Source organism: Tunturiibacter empetritectus (assembly GCF_013410875.1).
GTDB lineage: Bacteria > Acidobacteriota > Terriglobia > Terriglobales > Acidobacteriaceae > Edaphobacter > Edaphobacter empetritectus.
Genome location: NZ_JACCCU010000002.1, coordinates 646,894 through 671,903, shown reverse-complemented (window position 1 = coordinate 671,903; position 25,010 = coordinate 646,894). Strand labels below are relative to the sequence as shown.

General features: G+C 56.0%; 19 protein-coding genes. 9 read left to right on the top strand and 10 right to left on the bottom strand.

Annotated elements, in window-relative coordinates; translation table 11 throughout:
- The first annotated feature begins 198 nt into the window (after positions 1-198).
- The 4 genes from HDF08_RS15040 to HDF08_RS15025 all read left to right on the top strand — a co-directional run bounded on the left by HDF08_RS15040 (position 199) and on the right by HDF08_RS15025 (position 6,281).
- Positions 199-1,719, top strand: coding sequence for a tetratricopeptide repeat protein (locus HDF08_RS15040; protein WP_179639435.1), 1,521 nt, complete (start codon positions 199-201; stop codon positions 1,717-1,719).
- A gap of 77 nt (positions 1,720-1,796) precedes the next feature.
- Entirely contained in the window at positions 1,797-3,563 is a 1,767-nt protein-coding gene (locus HDF08_RS15035; protein ID WP_179639434.1) for a tetratricopeptide repeat protein, read from the top strand.
- 395 nt (positions 3,564-3,958) lie between these two features.
- Positions 3,959-5,641, top strand: coding sequence for a CRTAC1 family protein (locus tag HDF08_RS15030; RefSeq protein WP_406703567.1), 1,683 nt, complete (start codon positions 3,959-3,961; stop codon positions 5,639-5,641).
- A gap of 58 nt (positions 5,642-5,699) precedes the next feature.
- Positions 5,700-6,281, top strand: coding sequence for a YceI family protein (locus HDF08_RS15025; protein WP_179639433.1), 582 nt, complete (start codon positions 5,700-5,702; stop codon positions 6,279-6,281).
- A 109-nt stretch (positions 6,282-6,390) separates the two neighbouring features.
- Here the strand turns inward: HDF08_RS15025 and HDF08_RS15020 are convergent, their stop codons facing one another.
- From HDF08_RS15020 to HDF08_RS15010, 3 genes are all read right to left on the bottom strand, one after another.
- Entirely contained in the window at positions 6,391-6,567 is a 177-nt protein-coding gene (locus HDF08_RS15020) for a hypothetical protein (protein ID WP_179639432.1), read from the bottom strand.
- A gap of 43 nt (positions 6,568-6,610) precedes the next feature.
- Complete coding sequence (locus HDF08_RS15015; protein ID WP_179639431.1) at positions 6,611-7,153, bottom strand: hypothetical protein; 543 nt, start codon at positions 7,151-7,153, stop codon at positions 6,611-6,613.
- Between the two features lie 185 nt (positions 7,154-7,338).
- Positions 7,339-7,599 carry a GlsB/YeaQ/YmgE family stress response membrane protein gene (locus tag HDF08_RS15010; protein WP_179639430.1) on the bottom strand — a complete coding sequence of 87 codons (261 nt, stop codon included), beginning with the start codon at positions 7,597-7,599 and terminating at the stop codon, positions 7,339-7,341.
- Positions 7,600-7,938: 339 nt separating this feature from the next.
- Between HDF08_RS15010 and HDF08_RS15005 the strand changes: the two genes are divergently transcribed.
- A complete protein-coding gene (locus HDF08_RS15005; RefSeq protein WP_179639429.1) occupies positions 7,939-8,673 on the top strand; it encodes an MgtC/SapB family protein in 735 nt (244 codons plus the stop codon).
- 106 nt (positions 8,674-8,779) lie between these two features.
- Here the strand turns inward: HDF08_RS15005 and HDF08_RS15000 are convergent, their stop codons facing one another.
- The 3 genes from HDF08_RS15000 to HDF08_RS14990 all read right to left on the bottom strand — a co-directional run bounded on the left by HDF08_RS15000 (position 8,780) and on the right by HDF08_RS14990 (position 10,907).
- On the bottom strand, positions 8,780-9,328 hold the full coding sequence (locus HDF08_RS15000; protein ID WP_179639428.1) for a cupin domain-containing protein: 549 nt from the start codon (positions 9,326-9,328) through the stop codon (positions 8,780-8,782).
- A 414-nt stretch (positions 9,329-9,742) separates the two neighbouring features.
- Positions 9,743-10,492 (bottom strand): hypothetical protein, encoded by a 750-nt coding sequence (locus tag HDF08_RS14995; protein WP_179639427.1) that lies wholly within the window; start codon positions 10,490-10,492, stop codon positions 9,743-9,745.
- Between the two features lie 70 nt (positions 10,493-10,562).
- Entirely contained in the window at positions 10,563-10,907 is a 345-nt protein-coding gene (locus HDF08_RS14990; RefSeq protein WP_179639426.1) for an STAS domain-containing protein, read from the bottom strand.
- A gap of 392 nt (positions 10,908-11,299) precedes the next feature.
- Here HDF08_RS14990 and HDF08_RS14985 point away from each other — a divergent pair, with 392 nt between their 5' ends.
- The gene (locus tag HDF08_RS14985) at positions 11,300-12,196 is read left to right on the top strand and encodes a hypothetical protein (RefSeq protein ID WP_179639425.1); all 897 of its coding nucleotides are present in this window, start codon (positions 11,300-11,302) and stop codon (positions 12,194-12,196) included.
- A 35-nt stretch (positions 12,197-12,231) separates the two neighbouring features.
- Here HDF08_RS14985 and HDF08_RS14980 read toward each other — a convergent pair whose 3' ends face one another.
- Positions 12,232-12,432 (bottom strand): hypothetical protein, encoded by a 201-nt coding sequence (locus HDF08_RS14980; protein WP_179639424.1) that lies wholly within the window; start codon positions 12,430-12,432, stop codon positions 12,232-12,234.
- 231 nt (positions 12,433-12,663) lie between these two features.
- On the opposite strand from HDF08_RS14980, the gene HDF08_RS14975 reads away from it, so the two are divergent.
- Complete coding sequence (locus HDF08_RS14975) at positions 12,664-12,951, top strand: hypothetical protein (RefSeq protein WP_179639423.1); 288 nt, start codon at positions 12,664-12,666, stop codon at positions 12,949-12,951.
- A gap of 164 nt (positions 12,952-13,115) precedes the next feature.
- Here the strand turns inward: HDF08_RS14975 and HDF08_RS14970 are convergent, their stop codons facing one another.
- Positions 13,116-15,527 carry a CHAT domain-containing protein gene (locus HDF08_RS14970; protein ID WP_179639422.1) on the bottom strand — a complete coding sequence of 804 codons (2,412 nt, stop codon included), beginning with the start codon at positions 15,525-15,527 and terminating at the stop codon, positions 13,116-13,118.
- Positions 15,528-15,539: 12 nt separating this feature from the next.
- Positions 15,540-17,630 carry a glutamine--fructose-6-phosphate aminotransferase gene (locus tag HDF08_RS14965; RefSeq protein WP_179639421.1) on the bottom strand — a complete coding sequence of 697 codons (2,091 nt, stop codon included), beginning with the start codon at positions 17,628-17,630 and terminating at the stop codon, positions 15,540-15,542.
- Between the two features lie 236 nt (positions 17,631-17,866).
- On the opposite strand from HDF08_RS14965, the gene HDF08_RS14960 reads away from it, so the two are divergent.
- Positions 17,867-19,066 (top strand): acetate/propionate family kinase, encoded by a 1,200-nt coding sequence (locus HDF08_RS14960; protein ID WP_179639420.1) that lies wholly within the window; start codon positions 17,867-17,869, stop codon positions 19,064-19,066.
- A gap of 75 nt (positions 19,067-19,141) precedes the next feature.
- The gene (locus HDF08_RS14955) at positions 19,142-21,562 is read left to right on the top strand and encodes a phosphoketolase family protein (RefSeq protein WP_179639419.1); all 2,421 of its coding nucleotides are present in this window, start codon (positions 19,142-19,144) and stop codon (positions 21,560-21,562) included.
- 84 nt (positions 21,563-21,646) lie between these two features.
- Here HDF08_RS14955 and HDF08_RS14950 read toward each other — a convergent pair whose 3' ends face one another.
- The gene (locus HDF08_RS14950) at positions 21,647-24,979 is read right to left on the bottom strand and encodes a TonB-dependent receptor (RefSeq protein WP_179639418.1); all 3,333 of its coding nucleotides are present in this window, start codon (positions 24,977-24,979) and stop codon (positions 21,647-21,649) included.
- Between the last annotated feature and the right edge of the window lie 31 nt (positions 24,980-25,010).

Here is a 25,010-nt window from a genome sequence, read left to right as displayed (position 1 = left end):
TCGGCGCGAGGCCTCAGTCGTTTCGTGGTAACGGCTGTGGTCGTTCTGTTGGTTCTTTTTTTTGGGTTTTCTAAGACAGGGGTTCGCGCTTCCGGCACTGATCAGGCGAAGGCTGATGGGGCTGTAACTTCGGCAAATCCCGATGCGATATGCGCGGGGTGTCACCGGGAGATCTACGAAAAATATGAACGAACTCCAATGGCGCGAGCTAGCGGGACTGCCATGGAGGGTTTGCTGCAAGGCGGCTTCCTACATACTGCTTCCGGAGTTCGCTACAAGGTGTTTTCCCGGGACGGCAGAGCCTGGATGTCTTATGACCGCGATGATGCGCCGGAGATATCGAAGGAGCGATCCGTTCTGGATGGAGAGAAAGAGCTGCTCTACTTCATAGGGTCAGGACATCGTGGCCGTACTTATCTTTATGAGGTGGAAGGGGAGTGGTTTGAGATTCCCATCAACTTCTACGGCAAGAGACAGTTGTGGGACATGGCTCCCAACTATGGCTCTGCGAAAACTATGCCTGCGGCTTTGCCGGTTGATTCGAATTGTCTCCATTGTCATGCTTCCTCGGTGCAGATAGCATTGCCTGGGGCGCGCAATCGCTATGAGGGGGCACCGTTCCTGCAGGGTGGGATCGGATGCTCTGCCTGTCATGGGGAGGCAGCGAAGCATCTGGAGGAGCAGGGGCGCGGGCCTATTGTGAATCCCGCAAAGCTGGATACCGCCAGAAGGGATAGCGCTTGTCTTCAGTGTCATCTTGAGGGAAATGTGGCTATCTACCGGGCGAGAAAATCGCTTGCGGATTTTCGAGTAGGGGATGATCTTGCCGACTATGTGGTTTATTCCGTCAGGGCAGATGCAAAGACTGGTGGCAGACGGGCAAGTAGCCAGTATGAAGCGCTTTTGCGGAGTGCCTGTAAGGCCGCTAGTGGAGACAAGTTGACCTGTACGACCTGCCACGATCCACATCGCTCCCCAAGCGCGGAGGAACGAGTTAACTACTTTCGCGAGAAGTGTCTTACCTGTCATACGGGCGTGAAGATGGCGACGGCACACCATCCCGAGCAGAGGGATTGCGCGGTATGTCATATGCCTACGCGCGAGGCCGCAGACATCTCTCATGAACAGGTGACTGATCACGATATTCAGCGTCACCCGCACTCAACAACGCCGATTGCGCGACTTCTGGATACTGCTGAGGCGGACGATTTGGTGCCGGTGGGAAGGGTATCGGCCGGCGATCGGGAGATGGGATTGGCGTATGCGCAGCTGGCCGCGAGCGGAAACCAAAAGGATGCGGAGAAAGCTTTGCGGCTGCTGCTGAAGGCAGAGAGAGAGGGATCGAGTGATGTCGAGTTGCATACGAAGCTTGGACTGATTGAGCAGATGTCTGCGGACAACAACGATGCTCGCAGAGAGTACGCGGCTTCCTTGAAGGAAGCTCCCTACGATGCTACGGCGCTGGGGAATCTTGCGATTCTGGACGCGGTCTCGGGGCACACGGCTGATGCGGTTAGTCTGCTGCAACGAGCGATCGATGCGGACCCCAGTCAACTGACGGCTGGGTTGAATCTGGCGTTCATCGAGTGCAGGGTTGGTAACAAGAAGAAAGCGTTACAAATACTGACAGGACTGACTCGGTTTGATCCCGATGATCCGACACTTCGCAAGTTTCTTTCGTCCGGCACGTATGCTGGCGAGCGATGCAGTCTTCTGTAGGGAGCGCGCAGGACAATAAGTGCAAGCGGGGAAGAGATTTGGCGTTTCATTGAGGAAGATGTGAAGAGATAGATCGTATGGGTAGGTTTCCTCAGAATGAGTTTGTTGCGGTGAAGGCGATATTGATTGCATGGATGGCGCTGTCGAACGCCGCTCTTTCGCAAGAGCCTTCGGCTGCGTTGAAGAAGGCGGATGCGGCGTACAGGGCAGGTCAGGCTGCGTTGGCTCAAAGAGATTTGAACGCCGCACAGGCTGACTTTGAGCAGGTAGTTAGACTCGCCCCGCAGGCCGAGCAGGGGCACAGTGCGCTCGGGGCAGTTTTGGTAAGCCGGGGGCTTGTGAAGGAAGGCATTGATGAGCTTGAAAGAGCGCTGGCGATAAAGAGCACAGACAATACTGCACAGATGAATCTTGCGATGGCGTATGAACAGATCGGTTTGCCGGCGAGGGCGATTCCATTATTTTCCAAATGCGAAGCAGAGGCGCGGCTCGAGAGGCGCACGCTGCCGCCTTACGTCCTCGCCGGATATGCGCGTGCGCTTGCGGCAAATCGTCAGGTTGGGCTTGCTGTGACAAAGATGAAAGCTGCGCTTGCCGCAGACTCACAGAACGCTGAGCTTCACGATGAGCTGGGTTCGTTGTATGCGCGGCAAAAAGATTGGCCTCACGCACGAGAGGAGTTTGTAACAGCCGTTGAACGTAATCCCAATCTTGCGGTCGCGCATTTGCATCTTGGGCTGGCGATGCAGGCCCTAGATGAAAAGGATGGGATCTCTGAGTTGATGCAGGCAGCACAACTGGCTCCGCAGGATGCGATGATTGCGTTTGAGTATGGCAAGGCGCTGGCGGCAGATGGAAAGGACACAGAGGCGATTCTGGCGTTCCAACATGCTCTGGAACTCGCGCCGGGCACCACTGCGGCTTCGTATCAGTTGGCTCTCGCGTTACAGCGGTCGAACAGAGCGCAGGATGCGATTGTGCTGCTGAAGAATGTAGTCGCCGCAGAGCCGGACAACGCAGAGGCGATGACGAACCTTGGGATGGCGCTATGCCAGGTGCAACAGGCGAAAGAGGCGGTGCCGATTCTTGAGCGCTCGATTGCAATTGCACCTGAGAGTGGGACGGCGCATCAAGACCTTGCGGCCGCTTATGTGCAGTTGAGCCAGTTTGGCGATGCGGTGGTGGAACTGCACCAGGCGTTGAAGCTGGCTCCTGACGCCCCTCAGCTGCACTACAACCTGGGTCTTGCGCTGAAGATGCAGGACGATGCGGCGGGCGCTATTCCTGAGCTGGAGACCGCGCAGAGGCTTGATCCGTCGGCGGCCGAGGCTCCTTATCTTCTGGGTGTGCTCTACATGCAGACCGGGCGGTATGAGGATGCAGCGCGTGAGATGAATATCTCGTTGAAACTTCGTCCTGAGAACGGAGATGGATGGGCGACGCTGGGAAGCGTCTACGACAAGTTGAATAAACTACCCGAAGCCACGTCGGCACTGCGAGAGGCAATCCGGCAACTTCCGGGGCAGCCCGATCCGCATTTGACGCTCGCGGGTGTGCTCGTCAAACAAAACCAGCCGGGTGAGGCTGCAACGGAGCGCAGAAAAGCAGCAGAGCTGATGCGGAGCAACATGAATCGTCAGCGCGCGGAGGTTGCTACCAACGCTGGAAACTCTGCGTTGAAAAACAACGACGTGGAGGGCTCGGTTACACAGTTTCAAGATGCATTGAGCTATGACGCGAACTACGCTGAGGCTCATCTTGGTCTTGCGGCGGCTCTCGACAGGAAGGGTAAGACCGCAGAGGCGGCGGCTGAACGTCAGAAGGCTGCGGCGGTGAAGCCTTAGCTGGCCTGTCGTAAGCCGGCGTAGAGTATTCCCAATTGCTGCTTGAAGGGCTTGTGTACAGTGCGTTGGAGCGTTCGCTATAATTCGGCGGACAGGGAATGGATGGCTTGTTACTGGCGTAACGCTTACAGTTGGCATACATCAACTCGCTGCATGTTATTCCCACTGAAACCAGGGTCACTTTGAGAACAGGATTCACTGACTTGAATCGCCGTAGATTTATCCGATCCCTTAGCCGAACCGCACTGGTGTTGCCATTTGCGGATATTCTGGCGCTGGCTTCGCCGTTGCAACAGCAGGCCCCGCCGCCGCCAAAAGGGATAGGTCCGCAAGAGCGCAGCTATGATGCGAAGACTGCTCCGCCTCCGCCTGGCGAGAGGTCTCCGATAGAGGATATGCCGCTTGGGGTAAGTTTTTTCGATGTGGCAAAAGAAGCTGGTCTGACAAGCAAGACGATCTACGGTGGGGAAGCAAAGAATAAGTATCTACTAGAGACGACGGGGTGCGGGTTGGCTTTTTATGACTACGACAATGACGGATGGCTCGACCTATTCCTTGTCAATGGGTGGCGCCTGGAGGGGTTTCCTGCGGGACAGGAGCCACGATGCCATCTCTTCAAGAATAATCGGGATGGAACCTTCACGGATGTCACCGCCGGCTCCGGCCTGGAGCACAAGACCGGCTGGGGGCAAGCGTGCTGCGTGGGGGACTATAACAACGATGGCAACGACGATTTATTTGTAACTTATTATGGTCAGAATGCGCTGTACCGGAATAACGGGAATGGAACCTTTACCGATGTGACGCAGCAGGCGGGCCTGATGCAGCCTGGGCCAAAGGTGCGTTGGAATACAGGATGCACGTTTGTGGATTACGACCGCGATGGGCATCTCGATCTGTTTGTCGCCAACTACGTCGACTTCGATCTGAAGACCGCGCCTTTGCCCGAGGATGGACCGTGTACGTATAAGGGGATACTGGTGGCGTGCGGTCCGCCGGGGCTGGCTGGCGGCAGGAACATCCTGTATCACAACAACGGTGATGGAACCTTTAGTGACGTTAGTGAGAAGTCGGGGATGTGGACTGCGGTAGGAACCTATGGGCTTAGTGTGGCCGCATCGGATCTGGACAATGATGGCTGGCCTGATATCTATGTTGCAAATGATTCGGCGCCAGCCACGCTCTATCTGAATCAGAAGGATGGAACCTTTCGCGATATCGCGATCGAGGCCGGGGCCGCGTTGTCGGCTGAAGCTAAACCCCAGGCGGGGATGGGTGTTTCGATCGGAGACTATAACCACAGCGGCAGCTTCGACATCGTGAAGACAAACTTCGCGGGCGATACCGATTCGCTCTACACCAACATGGGGGACGCGACATTTGAAGACCACACTTATCCCAGCGGATTAGGCGAGAATACGCGCCTGCTTGGATGGGGCGTTGGCTTCTTTGATATGGATAACGATGGGTGGCTCGATATTCTGATGTCGAATGGGCATGTTTATCCTGAGGTGGATAAGTCGAAGGCTGATCTTAAATATGCGGAGCACAAATATCTGTATCGGAACCTGCACAATGGCCGTTTTCAGGACGTCACCAATAAAGGTGGTCCAGGGATATTGGAGGATGTGCCTGCTCGCGGCTGTGCCTTTGGCGACTACGATAACGACGGCGACTTGGATATAGTCGTGAACTGCATTAACGCTGGACCGCAGCTTCTGCGCTGCGATTCGACGCTAAATCGTAACTGGATCAAGATCAAACTGGTTGGAGTGAAATCGAATCGTTCCGGAATTGGCACCAGAGTGATTGTGACCGCTACAACAACACCTGATGTGGCAAAGCCTTCCAGACAGCTTGATGAGCTAAGGAGCGGAGGCAGCTATTTTTCACAAAACGATATGCGGATGCACTTCGGGCTCGACCAGGCCAAAAAGGTGGATATGGTGGAGATACGATGGCTTAGCGGGCAGGTGGATCAACTCAAGAATCTTGAGGTCAACCAGCTTTATGTTGTTCAGGAAGGTGGAAAGATCTTAAAAGCCGGTCCACTGAAGGCAGCAAAACGGAAGGGTTAGACGCGAGGCTTTCCTTCTTGTTTGACAGCGGAGCGGAGACAGTTCAAACTCAGGCATCATGCGACTAGCCCTTCTCAGTCTTTTGACAATTGTCTTGCTGCCGACACCAGGCAACGCTCAAGCTCCTGTCTTCAAAACGACTCCGAAGGACAGCAGCATCAAGTTTTTCGTGAAGGCCTCTGTTTCTCTGGTCGGTAAATTCGAGAAGTGGGATGCCTCTCTGAAGTTCAACTCTTCGGATGTGACGACGGGTGTACTGGACATCAAGATCGCGGCGGCCACAGTGAACACCGGAAGCGGGATGAAGGACCAAAAGCTGAAGAGCAAGGATTTTTTCGACGTGGAACAGTCCCCGTCGATCACGTTCCACTCAACGAAGGTAGTGCAGACCGGCCCCGAATCTTTTGATGTTTTGGGAAATTTTTCCATACGAGGCGTGTCTAAGCCCGAGACTTTGAAGTTGACGGTTTCAGGCAAGGGCACGGGGACCGGCAGTATCAAAGGGTCGATGGCCTTTGACCGCAAGGACTATGGGATGACGAGTGGAATTCCTTTTGTGAAGATCGCCGACCCCGTTCAAGTGGATGTGGACCTGAAAGTAGAGCAGGTCAGCGGGCCACGGCTGGTTTATAAGCAGTAGTCTCCCCTGCTGCGAGTGGCCAAGAGTGAATGTTCGACTGTTGCATTGGCCAGCCGTCGCCTTGTGGGTGCGAAGCCGAGACGGACTTGCCCTTGCGCGAGGGTGAACGCTATTCGTTAGCGATCATCTCGCGCACTTCGGCGAGGTGCTGCTTGAGTTGCGAGATCTTGAGGGACCAAGAGCCCTCTGGGTCGGGATAAGGCTCACCGGCGGCGTAGAGACGCTCGGCTTTGGCGAGGCCTTCCGTAATGTGGGCTATGCGGTCTTGCAGGGTGGGGCCACTCATTGGGAAGAGCGTATCACTTTGCAGACCGAGGAGGAGTGAGTTTCTACCTTGAAAGAACAAGGGATTTGAGGTGGCTTCCGTCGTAGTAGAACCGGTTTGCGGGACCTACCAGTTTTTCGTAGACGAAGGACTCTCGTGAGATGGTCACTTTTTTGGCGCCGTAGAGATCCTGGTAGCTGCCGCGGTGGAGCTTCCAGACAACCATTGGGGCTGGAACCTGAGTGGGAGGAATGACCGGTACTGTGATGGGGCGGTCTTTTTTGAGGTAGACAAGGGTGAGTTTTTCGAGCTGGCTGGTCTGCTCGCCTGCCTGGGTGGGGTCGCGCTGAATGAGAGCGATGAGGTAGGAGGTCTTTCCTTTCGGATAAAAGTTTCCCGAGGTGACGCCGGGGCATTCGCCTGGGTGGTTGCCCTTCCATCGTTGCGGGTCGGTGCCGGCGAGATCCTGGGGTTGCAGGATGGTCCAGCTGTCTTGCTCGACGGCTGTGCGGATCGATGGAGGGAGGTTGTTCAGGCAGTCCTCTGCGCGGACGTTTGCCGAGAGGGAGAGGAGGGTTGCAAAGAGGATGCCTTTAGAGACGCTCATCGTACTAGCTTCGTCTGCCCTGAGGGGTTTAGCGATACTACCTTTAGGGGAGATAGCTTTGCGGTATACGAGGATTCGCGCGCCTTCGTACGAATGCCCATATCTTCGAAGACGGAGTCGAAACCGAGATCGAGATATGGGCACGCGGATTGGAGCGCTCGGAGGTATCCGCTTGGGCGGCCGACTTAGAGGTTTCGAGCTCGGTTGCCAGTGACGAGGCGAAGGAGCAGGGTAAGGAGGACTGCTCCGACGATGGCGACGATGACGGTGTAGATAAGGCCGCCGGACCCTGCGTAACCGAGCTTCTGCATGATGAAGCCACCTACGACGGCTCCGATGATGCCGATGACGATATCGCCAATTGCGCCGTAGCCGCTGCCTTTCATGAGCTTTCCGGTAAGGAAGCCAGCGATGAGACCAACAATAATCCACCAGATAATAAACATTTCATACTCTCCTGAGAGTTGAGATAGGGGCCCGCGCAGCTGTGTTGGAGTGGCGTTCGGATCGATACCTGCGGCTCACATCCGGGAATACAGTCTTTCAGAGAACATTCCGTTCCGGCGAGTTGTTCGTCTTTAGTATTTTGCGCCTAGATTCGATCCGTAGAGTTCGGAGAAGCTTATCAGGATCGGCGTTGAAGGGGAAGATCAACTTCTTGTGCCAGGGTAGTTCGTGATCGCCGCTCCGGGAAGAGGTTGCTCGTCAAAATCGAAGTGTGAACAAGGGTCGAGATTTGAGGGGGGAATGTGCAAAGCTATATGGGAAAGGGCGATAGGTAACTTATGGCGAACCCCTGGCTGCATTGGTGGACCGATTCGACGGCGCTTTTGCAACAGCCGACGTTTCCACGCCTGGTGGTGGCTCTGGTGCTCGGCGCCTGCGTTGGAGCGGAACGACAGTGGCGGCAGCGGGCGGCTGGGCTGCGCACGAATACGCTGGTGTGCTTTGGCGCCGCGGCGTTCGTCGATCTGGGTTTGACGATAGCGCCGGGAACGACGCAAGTGATTGCCTACGTGGTCTCGGGCGTGGGCTTTCTGGGTGCAGGGGCGATTATGAAGGACGGCGGCAATGTGCGCGGACTAAATACCGCTGCCACGCTGTGGTGTTCGGCCGCTGTGGGCGCATGTGCCGGTGCGGGGGAGCTGCTCGATGCGGTCTTTGTAGCGGTGCTGCTGGTAGCGATCAACTCCGTGTTGCGTCCACTGTCGCGGTATATCGATCAGCGGTCTCTGTCGGTCCTGGAGACTCACACGTTTTACAGGCTGAGGCTTTTTTGCGAGACAGAGTTCCAAGCGGAGGCTCTGTATCAACTGACGCGGGAGATTGCGGCGCGTTCCCTGGTACTGCGGAAGACGATCTCGGAGAAGGTCGAAGGTACGGAAAACTCGGTGGTCCAGGTCGTTCTTGAATCGCCAACGCATGATGCGACTGTTCTGGAGGGGATCGTTGACGAGCTGCGGGAGTATCCGTGGACTCAGTCGGTGGAGTGGACTGAGACCGGGAGCGAGGCTGAGTAGCTGATTCAGGGCGTTGCTCTGCGCGTGTAGATTTGCGCTTGTTGCTCTGGGTGGTTTGCCTTTCTCTCGAAGGGCTCTGGAATCTTCTGACTTGTTCCTCGGTGCGTCAGGAGCGTTGGAGCATCTCGGTTTTGTACTTTGGGTTGAGGGCTTCTACTTTGGCTTTGAAGGCTGCCTGGGCTGCTGCGTCCAGCTTTGGGGGTGGGGTGGTGCGGGTGGCGACGGGTACGCCGATCTCGGCGAAGAAGTCCTCCTGGCCGGCGGGTGAGCAGAGACAGAGGAGGCGTACGGGCTGATCGCTTGAATTGTGAAACTGGTGGGGTGCGTTGGCGGGGATGTGGATGGTTTCGCCAGCTTTTACGGTGGACTGCACTCCGCGAAAGGTGGCTTCCATCTCGCCTTCGACGAGGATGAAGGTCTCTTCGAAGTCGTGGCGATGAGGTGGGGGGCCGCCGCCGGGTGGGATGTGCATGTCGATGAGGCAGAAGCGGCCTGCGGTGTCTTTGCCTGAGAGAAGGACGGTGTAGGTGTCTCCTACTAATCCGATATGGGGCCGATTTTGGTCGTCGGCGCTGGCGAGGATCAGGCTGCGGGCTAGATCGTCGGGCGGTAGCAGGAGCGTGTTCTGGATGCCTTGATCGGAACTACTGGGCATGGTGCGCCCTCCTTGATGGGCCATTCGCTGCGCGCGTATACCTGTTCGATGGCCGAGTCTCAAGCGGGGTTGTGGGCTCGTCGCATTCGGGTCGCAAATTGATGGTGCAGTAAGAGAAGCGAATTACTGCTTTGTGCGAATTCGCTACTGAGGTGAGCCGCTGAAGTATGCGTACTATTTTGACAACTCATCTGTAGGGGGCTGTACGTTTCAGATGGAGATTTTGTTGGCGGGGAGTTGTGGTGTTTTTCAGGGGATTTCGGGAAAAGGGAGTGTTTTGTGGTGGTTTTTTGATGGTGAACACGTGGTGGATTGCGTGGCTAACGTGGTGTTTTGGCAGTCACTTTTTCGAGGTGAAAAAATACGCCAGGTTTTCCGGATTTATTTTTTGCAGGTTCTCTTTTTGGAAGGATGTTATTTGGGGCATGCGTCGGCGCAATACGATGCCGTCATGAGAAAGCCGACGGTCGCGATGGCGCATCCGATTCCGGCGGTTCCGCCGCAGATGATGAGAGCGGCGAGACCGGAGATTCCGTTGCACAGGGCGTGACAGTTGCGCTCGGCCCAGACGTGAGGATGGTCCTCTTTCTCGGGGTGGATGCCGGTGGTCTTCTCCAGGCCGTGGACTTTGTCCTGTACCGGCCCATTGAGTGGGGAAAGCTGCTCTTTGACGTTGCCGGGGAGGACGGAGTCGAGTGGGGGTGGATACTTTGCGTTGTCGGGGTTTGAGGAGCTGCCGATTGAGCCGGAGAACTCCTGCTTGTTGCCTGCCTGCTGCTCGATGACCACTCTGAAGGTGACCTGTGGGGGCTGGTTGGGTTGATTGGGAGACTGTTTCGCGTTGACCTGGATGTGGTAGGTGAACCCGTGCCCGTCGGTCAGGGTTTGAGAGGTGAGTGCCTCAGTTGGAGAGGTGTTGATGAGGGTTGTTTTGGTCTCGAAGAGCTTTGCGCCGTCTTTGGTGACGACAATGTGGACAACGTCGCGGCCGTTCTGCCTGGTTTCGGTGATGTGCATGTCGACGCCGCCGGCGTTGATGGTCTGGTCTGCGATGGGTGTACCAGAGGGTGTCTGCGCGAGGGCTTCCAAGGTGGCAGTTGCGGCGAGGGCAGAGGAGACGAGGCGAAGGGCTTCGCGGCGGGTGAGTTGTTTGATGGAGGACATTCTGTGCACACTCCTGAGCTGGAAGAGAAGTTGGCGGGGGGCCCATGTTGAGAGGCGGATCTATTATCCCTCACATTCTGATGTCGTGTTCGCCGACGATGGTGAAGGCTGGGAGGAGGTTGGTCATGATGAGGAGGTCTCGGACTTTTTTGCCGATGTGGCGGAGTTCAAGTTCGCAGCCGTGTTTGCGGGAGGAGACGTAGAGGCGGACGAGCGAGCCGAGGCCCATGCTGTCCATGTGGGTGAGGTCTGCGAGGTCGAGGATAAGGCGCTGGTGGGTGGGAAGCAGTTGGGACACCGGAGCGTGAAGGAGCTCGGTGGAACCCGCCAACAGTTTGCCGTGACAGCGTATGACGGCTGTGCTGCCGTGGTCTTCGATTTCGAGCGTGAAGGGCGGCGGGACGGATGCAGGCATGGGTGCTCCTTTGGGAGCCTATTCTATCGTTCGGAGTGGGGAGCGATTCATGCTTTCGCGCGAATTCTGGTTTCGTGGGGAGGAGGCATGAAATACGCGCCTAGCTTTGACAACTCATTTGCAGAGTTGTAGGTTTCATCTTATTCACAGATCTACTTGAAGCCGCAACGCAGGTATTCCGGGCCTTTCTCGCAGTCTCGAGTTACTCACGACTTTTGGAGGCGAAGATGTACTTTTCCGATCCGTGTGTTAAACGCGGTGTGTTTTGCTTCCAGACTCTGATTGCGTTCCTCGTCGTGGGCTGTTCTCATCCGACGATGATAGTGACAGGGCCAGGGCCTGCAGCGACTGCGCCCTCCTTACCAGGTCTGCCTTTTTATACGAAACATGGGGTGTGCAAGAGGGAGACGGTGTGGCTGGAGCCGCAGTACACGCTTAGTATCTCCGTGACTGCCGACAAACAGCTTCCGGTTACGAAGACCATGACGGTGACGCGCCAGGCTTATCTGAACGATGAAGTTCAGACGCTTATAACGACGATGAGTGCTTTGTCGGGTGAACACAAGCTCGATGCGAACGACGCCAGGGAGTGCCCATCGAGCGTGGGGGCTGTCTGGGATAAAGTGGCTGCCAACAAGTCGTACTCTCCTGTTGCCGCGTTGGAGACAAGTGGTGGGCTAGGTACTGCGGAGGCGGCTGGGAATATCGTTCGGGTGGGAGACACGGCAGCGGTTGTTACGGAGGTGGATTACAAGAATGTCTACTACCTGAATACGAAGTCTCCGTGGATAGGGACGGCGCAGGTGAATGCGAAGCTGGGTAGCGATGGGACACTGACAGAAGCAAGTGCACAGGTAGACGATGAGACCTGGTCTACGATTTTGAACGCCGCTACCTCTCTGGCGGGTGATTTCATTGGTGCGGGGTCTGCTGCGAGCGCTCCTGCGGCTGCTGCGGCGACGGCTCTTACGCCGCACACCTCCACTGCGAGCGGCCCGAGAGTCTCGTGTCCTGTGCTGGCCGGCTGGCCGACGCCCCAGGAGTCGGTCAGCTATAAGACTGCTGCGAAGACGACGGTCTATAAGCACGACCATACGGAGTTGTCAGAGTTAGATAAGCCTTGCGTGACGACCCGGGAGGGAGTTGTTGGTGGAAGCTTTACGGTTGTCGCAGAGGACATGGATGCTAAAGAGAAGAAGGACGACGCAGATACCATCTCGGTCAAAGGAGCGATCAAGCTGCCTAAGAGTTCGGATGATAAGGGGAAGGCAGGGAAGCAGGAGCAGTAGTGCTTTTTTGCGGGCTTCTTTGGATCGAGACGGCTCTAGATTTGTTCCCGGAGTAGCTGGGTTAATGCCTGAAGGCTGTGCTCGGAGAGGCTGGCATAGTGGCGTACCTTTGCCGGGTGCTCGGCTTCTTCGCAGATGAGGTAGATGAGGTTGGAGAGAGCTTCGGTGTGATTTGCTGCCTTGCGTAGAAATGCCGCGTGGGCCGTCTGAGAACTATTTGTCTCTCGATCATTCATCTAATGCCTTTTCCAGACGCGTGAGTAGCGTACGGCCAAAGCCTCGTTCCAATGGTTTAGAGATGCGATCGGTAAGCGTTGAGATGTATGGACTTATATGTCGGTTGCATGACATAGCCCCGAAGTCTAGACTCTTAGAACCTTCGCAGTTCCGGCCCCAGGTGGTCTTCCGTGTCTCGACAGATTATGGTGTGTGGAAACGAAGCATGGCTTCTAGAGACTCGCCTGCTCGTGCTTGAACAAGCGGGGTTCGCTGTCGTGTCGGCATGTTCGCAAGGTGAGATTGATTGTCTGCCACTGAATCCCGCAATCGAACTTGCGGTTCTGGGACATTCGCTGAGCGATGAGGAGCAGACCACCATCGCTGATGATTTGCGTGCCAAGTGGCCGAGCGCGAAGATTCTTCATTTGACTGAATATCAGGGTTCGCTCGAGAGGGTGGCTCAGAACGAGTATCGGTCGGACAGTTTTGATCCCAGTCAGTTTGTAGCGGACTGCCGTCAGATTCTTGGAGCTTAGGAGACGGTTCGTGCTTCCGCACGAATGCCCACTCATCCACCCCAACGAGCAAAGGCCGCTCGCTGGGGACCCCGGCATGCGGTGAGACTGCATGAAATGGGGGATCCAAGGTTGTGGGTTGGTTTTATGTATGGGCCACCCGCCCCGGCTCGTCCTTAGTTGTCCTAGAGTACTGACTTAATATCCTTTGCGTTTCGAGCGACCATTCTCTTCCTTGCCTGTGTAGCCGGTTCCCAGTCGCCGGGGCTACTGATAATACGAATCGTTTCTGGTGAACCTAAATGCGTAAAGAACATCGAGTGCGGGACCGACATATTCAATTTAGAGTATTGTCGGAACTCGTCCCCAACTTCTTTGTTGATGTAAGAAATCGAGGAAGCTAAAATTTCGGCGAATCGCTCGTAGGCCTCACGTGTTATACTTCCGAATTTTTTTATCAATTGATATAAAAATTCGTGGCCGACTTCTGGTGGAGCTGGTTTGGCTTTCCTACGCGCCTGATATTGGTTGAATCCGTGAAGCTCGTCTTTGTATCGGCTAATCAGCAGGGAACTCCCAACTACTGTGCTCCAGTTGTCTCGTCTATTTTGAGTGCTTATGGCTTCCATTAATGACGAGATGATATGTAAAAACATCTCAACAGTTCGATCGGCTTGAACGGGCAGTAAGGTTCCAAGGACTGCTCTGGACCCTAGCGCTAGGAAGGCGTTTGCCGGTGTAGTATGAGTCTCTGCTAGCGCTGCAGTATCGCAAGAACCTAGCAGAACGATTGGGGGAATATAGCTACCCTTCATGTCCCACAGCTTTGAATAGCTTTCGCGAAATTGAAGGTATCCAGAATTTTGAGCTCTATCGTATGTTCCATGCCCAAAATGGATAAGTATGAACGGTTTGTGTTCACTTAAAAGCGCTTTGTAGCTTTCAAGTGAACTTGCCTCAACATATGTGTGTTCGATATTGTGATCTGAAAATACGCGGCTCAAGTTTTTGGGATCATTGAATAATGGGTCAACCTGTTGGAGGCAGTTAACGATGAGCAGTCGTCTTGCTTCCACAAGTCCTAATCGCAACTCATTTTCGGCCTGCATGTAGTGGCCTAACGTAAGGCCCCCCGGGGTGAGGGGAACACGAGACACATAGCAGATGCAGTTGAGAGGTACACCGTCAACGTCCAGCCATTCCAAGGGCAAATCCGAAAACAGTCTTACAGTGTGTGGCCTACGATCTCTAATGAATTCGATTACGGCGCGCGGCAATGCATCACGAAGATGCACCCCGAATTCTGCTATTGCTCTATTTAGTGCGGGTACATTTTTTTCTTGATATCTTTGTCGTATTTCGCGAAGTTTTCCATGGAAAGAGCTTGCAACTCTTGGCACCCGAATGCTTGGTGACCTTTCGGCCAAAGTATAGAGGCACTGAAGATTGCTTATAAACTCAGACTCCTGTTTTTGAGTTTCAATCAAATGTTCAAGCATTTCGATATCTTTAGTATCTCTAGCCCAATTCTCTAGAACTACCTCACCGAAATTAGCATCTTCTTTTCCAAAGAGTAACCGGAGCAATCTACTTGGTATTCTTCTTGAGAGCGCCTCCGTTGTAAGTGTTTTATTGATACATGGAACCCATAGCGCGAGATGTAATGGTAAGCCATTTGTAATATTTTTCTCGTTCACCAGTCGCTCATATGCGACTCCGTTGCGTGTTATAAGGAAGGAATCTATGGCTTTTTCGAGGCCATGAGCAGTAAGCAGACCATCCTCTCTTATAGAGAGCAATGCATCGACTGCTTGCTGTTGAAAAACAAGTTGCATGGATTCCATCTGAAGTTGAACGATGTTGGCATTTTGGGAACTCAATCCGGGTGCCACATCAAAGACTCGGCGCATCTGGTTCGCTAAGAGTTCGTTTGGTAATGCGATGTGTGAATTGTGAGTCGGAATCGGGGGTAAAGATGAACTTTCAAAAATGTAGGCTTCAGGATGTTGAACAACCTGCAGGATCGGTTCTACCAATGCCGGGTCAAGATGAGGCAATGATTCCGAAAGCCAATTCAGCTTCGCGAGTGTCCGTATTTCACTATTAAGCTTTGGGCTTGTTGCCTCATCGAAACTAAGGACGCAGCAACCGTACTTCTCATAATCCTTGACTTGTGATTCGTTGCAAACTACAAGTGGCTTGACAGCTAATTCACCAATTTTTTTCTGCAGGTTCTCGTTTGCCATACCTTCTATGTAAATTATTTTGTAGGGATATAAACCAATATTTCCGAAGCCGCCAAATTCCACCGTCTTTTTCTGTGAAATTCGAATCGTGGGTTTCATTAATTCCTGCCGCATATGCGAGTTGATGCGATAGAAACGTGAATCGTAACATTGGATCACTGGCATTATCTCAGAAACCATTCTGAAGAAAGGTGAGAGATTACACAGAGACAATTCCACACGTATTCCCGGTGTGATCTGAACTTCGCCTTCGTCGTTTCTCAAACAAAGTAATTGAAGTGACCAGGGGCTGACACCCACGTCATGCATCCAATACTCATTTGCGCGAAACGTTGCCTTGCCGTCGTCCAAGTCTTACTTCCCCTACTCTACGGTGACACTTTTCGCTAGGTTTCTGGGTTGGTCTACGTCGCAGCCTCGACGGACGGCTATGTGGTAGGCGAGGAGTTGGAGGGGGACTACTTCTAGGATGGGAAGGAGTAGTTCGGGGGCCTGGGGGATGTAGATGGTCTGCTCGACGAGCTGGCTGATCTCGGTGTCGCCTTCGATGGCGATGGCGATGACGCGGCCAGAGCGGGCGGTGACCTCTTGAATGTTGCTGAGGGTTTTTTCGTACTTGAGGACGCTGGAGGGATCGTTGGGGTCCTTGGTGGCGATGCAGACGACGGGGAGGGATTCGTCGATGAGGGCGTTGGGGCCGTGCTTCATCTCGCCGGCGGGATAGCCTTCGGCGTGGATGTAGGAGATCTCCTTGAGCTTGAGTGCGCCTTCGAGGGCGATGGGGTAGTGGATGCCGCGGCCTAGGAAGAGGAAGTCGTCGGAGGTGTGGAAGAGGCGGGCGAGCTCTTCACACTGGGCGGAGAGTGGAAGGCGGACGGTGGAGCGGCGTTCTGTATCAGATGCCGCGGCGCGTGTGGAGGGGCGGATGGGTGCGGCGACGCCTTCGGAGGAGCCGGGGGCGTCGGGGGAGTTGATGTTGAGCATGGAGGCGAGCTTGCCGGGGAGTTTGGAGAGCTCGGTGACGAGGTGGAGGGATTCTTCGTCGGAGATGGTGCCGCGGACCTGGGCGAGGTGGAGGGCGAGGACGAAGAGGGCGGTGAGCTGGGCGGTGAAGGCTTTGGTGGAGGCGACGCCGATCTCGGGGCCGGCGTTGGTGGTGAGGGTGCCCTGGGCTTTGCGGGTGACGGCGGCGCCGACGACGTTGCAGATGGCGAGGGTTTTGGATCCTTTGGCGATGAGCTCGGCCTGGGCGGCGAGGGTGTCGGCGGTTTCGCCGGACTGGGTGATGAGGAGGCCGATGGCGCGTGGGTCGGCGATGGGGTCGCGGTAGCGGTACTCGGAGGCGTAGTCGACTTCGACGGGGAGGCGGGCGAGGCGCTCGATCATGAACTTGCCGGCGAGGCCAGCGTGCCAGGAGGTTCCGCAGGCGGCGATGGTGATCTGGCTGGCGTTGCGGAGGTCTTCGTCGGAGATCTGCATGGCTTCGAGGAAGACTTTTCCGGTGTCGAGGGAGACGCGGCCGAGGGTGGTGTCGCGGATGGCGCGGGGCTGCTCGTTGATCTCCTTGAGCATGAAGTGCTTGTAGCCGGCTTTTTCGGCCTGGATGGGGTCCCAGGTGATGCGCTGGACTTTTAGGGGGAGGGGCTTGGCGTCGAAGTCGGTGAGGGTGACGCCATCTTTGGTGAGGATGGCGAGTTCGCCGTCGGCGAGGAAGTGGATGTTGCGGGTGTGGTGGAGGATGCCGGGGACGTCGGAGGCGAGGAAGAATTCGCCGTCGCCGATGCCGATGACGGCGGGCGGGCCCATGCGGGCGGCGACGAGCTTGTTGGGTTCAAGTGCGGAGAGGACACCGATGGCGAAGGCTCCGGTGATGCGCTTGACGGCGATGCGGACGGCCGTTTCGAGGGAGATGGTGGGGCGGGTGCCGTCGGGGTTGAGGGTGGTGACGACGGCTTCGGACTCGTTGGCGGAGTTGGTGCCGGCGTAGGGGCTGGCGGTTTGATTGCGGCCGTGTCCGATGACTTGGGGGTGGCCGTTTTCGTAGGCGTCTTGGATGAGGTGGGCGATGATCTCGGTGTCGGTCTCGGAGACGAACTTGTGGCCTTTGGCGATGAGCTCTTTTTTGAGGGCGAGGTAGTTTTCGACGATGCCGTTGTGGACGACGACGAGGGTGCCGGAGCCGTCGCGGTGGGGGTGGGCGTTCTCTTCCGTGGGGCGGCCGTGGGTGGCCCAGCGGGTGTGGCCGATGCCGAAGGTGCCATCGATGGGGGAGGCGTGAATGGCGGTTTCGAGGTTGCGGAGCTTGCCGGGGGCGCGGCGGAGTTCGAGGCCGCTGGGGCCTCCGGCTACGGCGATGCCGGCGGAGTCGTAACCGCGGTACTCGAGGCGGCGAAGACCTTCAATGATGACGGGGACGACAGACTGAGGACCAATGTATCCAACGATTCCACACATGGATTGAGTTTAGATGGGTGGGGCAGATTTTGCGCGGGGAAGCGGGTGGGACTTTTGGGGGAGGATGTCAGGGGTGGCGGAGGTATGGACGAAGATGCCGTCGAGTGGAGTGGAGGGAGGGTTCGAGATGCATCCAACATCGGGTGACCTTGGTTGGAGGAAGACGCTTGAGGGAGAATTTACGGGCCTGTGATGGGCTGGGTGTAGCGTAGGCAAGGGTTTGCGACAGGAGTGCTGTGCACATACTCGTTATCAATAGCGGATCTTCGTCGATAAAGTTTTCCCTGTTTGAAGCTGAGGGGGATGAGATACGGTCGCTGTTTGAGGGGGAGGTGGCCGGCATTGGCGGGGCGAAGGGGAGTTTCAAATTTCGCGACGCGGGTGGACGGGATTTAAGCGGGGGGCGCAGCGAGGTAGAGGCTCAGACGGCAGTGGAGGCGATTGGGCTGGTAGTTGAGGCGGTAAGTGGGCAGGGTTTGCCAACGGTGGACGCGGTGGGATATCGGGTGGTGCATCCGGGAGCAAAGCTGGATCGGCATCAGCGGATTACCGGGGAGGTGCTGAAGGATCTCGAGGAGGCGGTGGTGTTTGCGCCGCTGCATGATCCTGCGGTGATTGAGGTGATCAAAGACATGATGGCAAAGTTTCCTGGGGTGGTGCACTACGCCTGTTTTGATACTGTGTTTCACGAGACGATGCCTGAGGTTGCGACGACGTATCCGATTCCGGCGGAGTATCGCGAGCGGGGAGTTCGGCGGTATGGGTTTCATGGGTTGAGCTGCGAGTCGATTGTGCAGCAGCTGCGAGCGGAGAAGGCAATTTCGTTTCCGAAACGGATGGCGATTGCGCACCTGGGCAGCGGGTGCAGCGTTACGGCGTTAGTGGATGGATGCTCGATCGACACGACGATGGGGCTGACACCGACGGGTGGTGTGGTGATGGGGACGCGGCCGGGGGATCTCGATCCGGGGCTGGTGCTTTATCTGTTGCGACAGAGGAAGGGTGACCAGGTGGGGGAGCTGGAGAAGATGCTGAACCATGATGCGGGGATGGTGGCGCTCTCGGGCATGCCGAATGATATGAAGGCGGTGCGGGAGGCCGTGATGAAGGGCGATGCTGCGGCGAGGCTGGCGGTGGAGATCTTTACGCGGAGTGTGAAGAAGGCTCTAGGCGGCTTCATTGCGTTGATGGGTGGGATCGATGCGGTGGTGTTTGCAGGTGGAATTGGGGAGCACGATACGCGGTCGCGCGCGGAGATATTAGCTGGAATGGATGGTTTGGGCATCTCTATTAATTCTGAGCTGAACGGGGCTAAGGGAGACGCTCTTCGACAGATAAGTGCATCTGATTCTGCAACGATGGTACTTGTCGTTCCGGCGAAAGAAGATTGGATGATCGCGGTGCATGTTCATCAAATGGCCCAATCTACAAGATAGTTCTTTAACGGTTACAAATTTTTGCAAGCTAACTTGTTTCCGACTTTACTGAACCATGACTGACGGAGTTTATCTATGAGCAACGTTTCCAAAGAGCTGGGTAAAGATAAGAGTCAGGGTGGTAAGCCGCTTTCGGCTGAGGAACTGCGGAAGGTGGATGCCTATTGGCGCGCCTGCAACTATCTTTGCGTGGGAATGCTGTATCTGCGGGCGAATCCACTGTTGCGAGAGCCGCTGAAACCGGAGCACATCAAGAACCGGTTGCTTGGGCACTGGGGATCGGATCCCGGGCAGAGCTTTATATGGGTGCATTTGAACCGTCTGATCAAAAAATACGATCTGGATCTGATTTACCTGTCGGGGCCCGGCCACGGGGCGCCTGCAACGTTGTCGAACAGCTATCTGGAGGGTGTGTATTCGGAAGTGTATCCGGATAAGAGCGAAGACGTTGTAGGAATGCAGAAGTTCTTCAAACAGTTTTCGTTTCCGGGTGGCATTGGGAGCCACTGTACGCCGGAGACGCCGGGGTCGATCCATGAGGGCGGCGAGCTTGGGTACAGCCTGTCGCATGGGTTTGGCGCGGCGTTTGATAATCCTGATCTGATTGTGACCGTAGTGGTTGGCGACGGGGAGGCTGAGACTGGGCCACTGGCCACTTCGTGGCACTCGAATAAATTTCTGAATCCGGTGCGGGATGGTGCGGTGCTTCCGATACTGCACCTTAACGGTTACAAAATCGCGAATCCTACTGTCCTGGCACGCATTACGCCCGAAGAGTTGGAGTGGATGTTCAAGGGGTATGGGTGGGAGCCGCATGTTGTCGAAGGAGATGATCCGGCGACGATGCATCAGTTGATGGCTGGAGTGATGGAGGATTGCGTGAAGGAGATCCGCGCGATTCAGAAGAAGGCACGGAGTGCGCCCAAGGGGACAGAGCCTGAGCGGCCGCGTTGGCCGATGATCATTCTGCGCTCGCCGAAAGGATGGACGTGCCCGAAGGAGATTGATGGACACAAGCTGGAGGGATCGTGGCGGGCACACCAGATGCCGATTCTTGATCCGGTGACGAATCCAAAACATTTGAAGCTTCTTGAGAAGTGGATGAAGAGCTATAAGCCAGAGGAGCTGTTTGATGATTCGGGTAAGTTGATCGCGGAGTTGAAGGAGATGGCTCCAGTAGGGCAGCGAAGGATTACTGCGAATCCGCATGCAAATGGAGGGCTGCTACGGAAGCCGATGGAGCTGCCTGATTTCCGCGATTATGCGGTTAAGGTTGAAAAGCCGGGGCAGATTGAGATTTCGCCTACTGATGTGCTGGCGCACTTTTTGCGCGACGCGATGAAAAAGAATATGACGAGCTTTCGCGTGTTCGGGCCGGACGAGACAGCTTCGAATAAGCTGCAGGTGATCTACGAGGGCAGCCACGGAAAGACGTGGATGGCGAAGATGCTCCCGGAGGATGCCGATGGCGGCGATCTTTCGCGTGAGGGCCGCGTGATGGAGATTCTGAGCGAGCATACGCTGGAGGGATGGTTCGAAGGTTATGTGTTGACGGGCCGGCATGGTTTTTTTTCGACGTATGAGTCGTTTGTGCACATTATCGATTCGATGTTCAATCAGCATGCGAAGTGGCTGGAGAAGAGCAAGCTAGAGCTGAGATGGAGGGCGCCGATCTCGTCGATCAATCTGCTGATTACTTCGCTGGTTTGGCGGCAGGATCATAACGGGTTTACGCATCAGGACCCGGGATTTCTGGATGTGGTGACGAATAAGAGCCCGGAGGTGACGAGGATTTATCTGCCGCCGGATGCGAACTGTCTGTTGAGCGTGGGGGATCACTGTCTGCGCAGTTCAAACTACGTGAATGTGATTGTTGCGGATAAGGCACTGCATCTGCAATATCTGAATATGGAGGATGCGGTAACGCATTGCACGAAGGGGATTGGGATCTGGGACTTCGCGAGCAACGATGCGGGGGAGGAGCCGGATGTTGTGATTGCGTGTGCCGGGGATATTCCAACGGAAGAGGCGTTGGCTGCTGTTGCGATTCTGCGGGAGCGCTGTGCGGATTTGAAGATTCGGTTTGTGAACGTGGTGGATCTGTTCCGGTTGATGCCGGAGACGGAGCATCCGCATGGGCTTTCGGAGAGAGAGTTCGATAGTTTGTTTACGAAGGACAAGCCAGTGATCTTCAACTTCCATGCCTACGCTTCGCTGGTCCATAAGCTGACTTACAAGCGGACGAATCATGAGAACTTTCATGTGCGCGGGTACAAGGAGAAGGGAAATATCAATACTCCGCTGGAGCTGGCGATTCTGAATCAGATCGATCGGTTTGATCTGGCGATCGATGTGATCGATCGGGTGCCGCGGCTGCAGATGACGGCGGCGCATACCAAGGAGTGGCTGAAGGGGCAGATTATCGAAGCGGTGAACTACGCGCATGAGAACGGGATCGATAGCCAGGAGATTCGAGAGTGGAAGTGGCCTTTGTAGGTTGATGAGTGGACGTGAAAAAGCCCCATCCGGCGATGCTCTGCGGGATGGGGCTTTTGGTTGCGCGCTGGGGTTAGCTCGGGGTTAGAAGATGATCTTTCCACCGAATTGAGTGTTGAAGGCTTCGCCGGCGCCGATGCCGGGTGCGCCGTTGTAGTCGCCGATGGTGTCGCTGAGTTGTGAGCTGCCGCCGACGGAGGGGGAAGGTGGAGCAAAGTTATTACGGTTGAAGAGGTTGAACATCTCTGCGCGAAGCTGAATGGTGAGCCGCTCGCCGATTCTCGTGTTTTTGAAGACCGAGAGATCAACGTCACTGTAGCCAGGAGCGAAGAATTGGTTGCGGCGAACGGTGCCGAACGTACCTGGATTGGGATCCTGGAAGGCGCTGAGGTCGATCCAGTTCGCAGTGGTGGACTGACCCTGATAGCCGGTGCGAGCAGGAGCGATCTGGACTGCGCGATCGTTGCCTTCGTTGGTTCCGCTGATGTCTCCGGAGGCGTGGACGGTGAAGGGCTGGCCACCATGGAAAGAAAGTAGACTGTTGACCTGCCAGCCACCAGTGAGGCGCTTCAGGTGCTGCGAGCCAGGAACTTCGTAGCTCACGAAGCTGACGAAGGTATTCCGAGTGTCGAAGTCTGAGTTGCCGTAGTCGCCTTTGAAGTTGGTACTGTCTTGAGGAAGAGCGCCGCGGTAGGCCGAAACTTCGTCGAGGGCGTGAGACCAGGTATAGATGGTTTGGGTGGAGAAGTGATGCCAGTTGGTGATGCGAATCTGCGCCTGGAGCGAGTTGTAATTCGCGGTGCCGATGCTTTCGATCTGGTTGATGTTGCCGTACTGCTGATAGGGGCCGTAGAACGGACGATGTTGCTGGCGTTTGAAGTCAGCGGACTCACCATTCGGTACCGTTGGTGGATCGCTTACATAGATGCCGGGAGTGGCCTGGTTGATGTCGAGGAGGCTGAGGAGATGACGGGCTGATGAGCCTACATAACCCAGTTGAAAGATTACGCTGGGTGCCAGGGTGTGCTCGAGGTTGACGTTGTAGTTCTCGTTGTAGGAGGGGCGGAAGTTGGGGTTGACGGAGAAGACGCCGCAGGGTGAGGTGGCAGCGCAGGGATATCCCACCGAGGAGGGGAAGATAGGAACTCCCTGCACGATGGTGGTGTTCGATCCGCCGTTTGCGGCTGAGACGGAGTAGACAGGGCTTGCGCCACCGGGGTTGCCTTCGACACCGTTCGGAGCCTGGTTGCCGGGACGGTTATCGAGGAAGGGGTTGAGATTGGGGGTGTCAGCGTACCATCCGTAGCCGGCACGGATGACGGTATTGGAATCGAGAGCATAGCTGAGGCCAACGCGCGGACTGAAGTTCTTGTAGTACTTCGGGTAGAGGGAGTCGATCTCGCTGCCCTGGAAGGCAAGACCATTGGTGGAGGTAAGAGCGGGACGGAAGACGGACATATCCTTGTACGAGTTGTGGAGCGGTCCCTCGTAATCGTAGCGGATTCCGTAGTTCACGTTGAGCTTGGGAGTGAGCTGCCAGGAGTCGCCCGCGTTGAGGAACCAGGTGTTGACGAAGACCTGACGCTCGGGGTCTCCGATGGTGATGCTGGCGGCGGATGTCGTACCGGCCAAAAAGTCAGCGAGGGAGTAGCGGTATCCGTCCAGACCATCTGGATTCGGTGTTGGCGCGTGGCCGCCGTTGTTGGCGGTAGCGACCGCAGTGGTTTGAGTTCCGTCGAAGGTGAAACTGCCGGTAGCATGGCGATGGTAAAACTCGTCGAGTTGTGCCTGACGGTATTCTCCACCGAAGCGCATCTGGTGCTTGCCCTTGGTCCAGGAGAGTTGATCGGTGAGGTGACCCGTGATGTCGTTACGACCCTCGGGAGGGGTCAGGCCGACGGGATCGAAGTTGCTGCTTGCGGCGCTTGTGCCGCCGCCGGTGGTGGCGGGCCTTCCGATAGTAATGTTTGGAGCGTTCGGGAAGGTGGCGCCAGTGATGAAGCCGAGACTTTGAACATCCTGACCCGTCTGGTTGTCGTTGAAGACCTGATTGAAGTAGTTGACGCCGGCGAGAATCTGGTTAGAGATGCTGGATGAGATGACACGGTTGTAGACGATGGCGATGTTCTGTACGTGAATTGGTGCGACTTCGTAGTAAGCGAGAAGCTGCGAGCCGACGGGCGCAACCTGGCTCCCTTGTCCCACAAACCAGTGGGCACTGATGTTGTCTTTGTCGCTGAGGCGATAGTCGACCTTACCTAGACCGTTCCAACTGTAGCCATACTCGGGGTCGCTGGAGTGGAAGTTGTTTACGGTGCCTACGGTGTCTTGCGCGAGGACATTTGTACCCCAGAGTCTGTTGAGAACGCTTTGCATGACTGGGTTAACCGCAATTCCGTTCTGCGCCAGGATTGCTTGTGCTTGACTCTGCCAACCTACGGAGGGCTCGGTTGCGTTACCGGATTGGCCGATGACGAAGCGTTGATGTTCGAAGGTGGCAAAGCCGAAGAGCTTGTCTTTGAGGAAGGGGCCGCCGACGGAGAAGCCAGTGTTGTAGTTGCGAACCTTCTGCTTGGTGGAGGCGAAGGGGCTCTTGGCGCCGAAGACTTCATTGCGATTGAAGTAGTAGGCGGTGCCGTGAAGCTGGTTGGTGCCGGAACGCAGGGTCAGGTTGACGGTGCCGCCAGGGTTGCGACCGCCTTCAGGGCCGGACTGAGTTTGTGCGGAGAACTGGTCGACCGCGTCGAGTGGAAGGATGATGCCGGCGATGCCGGAGACGCCGCCCTGATTGACAGCGGGAATGTTGTGCCAGAGGTCGTTGTTGTCGACGCCGTCGATCTGCCAGTTCATCTGGTTGGCGCGTGTTCCGTTGAGCGAGCCGTATCCGCCGCCGCTGTAGCCAGCGTAGCCGGGGGTGAGAGAGATCATCTGGGTGAAGTCGCGGCCGTTGAGTGGGAGGTCAGAGACGACCTTGGCGTCAAGCACGGTGGTTTGAGTAGTGGTCGTGGTATCGAGAGCAACGGCTGCAGCATCGACTTCGATGGTGGTGGCGGAGCTGGAGAGTGGGAGAACGACTGGCAGAGTGAAGATGACGCCGGCTTGCACGGAGATCTTGTCGGTCTTGACGGTTTGAAAGCCGGAGAAGGTGACGGTGACGCTGTAGTTGCCGAGGGGAAGATCCTGGAAGAGGAACTCGCCGCCGCTACTGCTGGTGGTGCTGTGCTTGACGTCGGTGTCGGTTTGTACGGCGACGACGGTAGCGTTGGCGATGGCGGCGCCGGTGCGGTCGGTGACGGTACCGTTGATTCCACCGCGGAAGGTCTGGGCGTTCGCGAGCGATGTTCCGAGGATGGTTAGCAGAATTGCGGCGAGGCTGTAGAGCACAGCCTGTACGGGTCTTACCGATTGCCTACGCATAGAACCTCCGAAAAAAGACAAAGAATCTCCC